2 pseudogenes are annotated in these 512 nt (G+C 48.2%); one reads left to right on the top strand and one right to left on the bottom strand.

Annotated features, from left to right (window positions below):
- Positions 1–86 (bottom strand): annotated as a pseudogene (locus tag BJP35_RS04445) (transcriptional repressor protein MetJ); the annotation flags it as partial.
- 304 nt (positions 87–390) lie between these two features.
- On the opposite strand from BJP35_RS04445, the pseudogene BJP35_RS24145 reads away from it, so the two are divergent.
- Positions 391–512, top strand: a pseudogene (locus tag BJP35_RS24145) (PLP-dependent transferase); the annotation flags it as partial.

The following is a 512-nucleotide window of genomic DNA, read 5'->3' as shown; positions in this document are numbered from 1 at the left end:
ATGGATACCGTGATCTTTTTGACTTGCTCGCTTTTTTTACCGTGTTCAGCGTAAGGGCTGACATACTCGCCGTTCCACTCAGCCATGGGACACCTTAACTTTGTCAGAATACTTACAAAATTCTAAAAACCGGCCAATTATGCCCGATCTTCACTGTTCTCACTAAATAAATGTCAATTTTACGCGACCAGGGTCACTGAATGCCCCGCCTCGGCCAGGCATTGCGGCTTAACATCTTATCGTCATGTCATATCGGCATAATTTTAGCGGGTATTGTGCCATTGCTCAATCTATACGCAGAGAAGTTTAGATGTCCAGATGTATTGACGTCTATCAATCCTGCGATTACTCTTTAGGCCTCATTCACCGAACCGAGAGCCGAGCGAGCCCATGACGCGTAAACCAGCCACGATTGCCGTACGCAGCGGCCTGAACGACGACGAACAGTACGGCTGCGTTGTCCCGCCGATTCATCTGTCCAGCACCTATAACTTTACCGACTTCAACCAACC

The sequence above is a fragment of the Enterobacter sp. J49 genome, from assembly GCF_002148625.1.
Taxonomy (GTDB): Bacteria; Pseudomonadota; Gammaproteobacteria; order Enterobacterales; family Enterobacteriaceae; genus Enterobacter; species Enterobacter ludwigii.
This window is presented reverse-complemented; position numbering and strand designations above follow the sequence as displayed.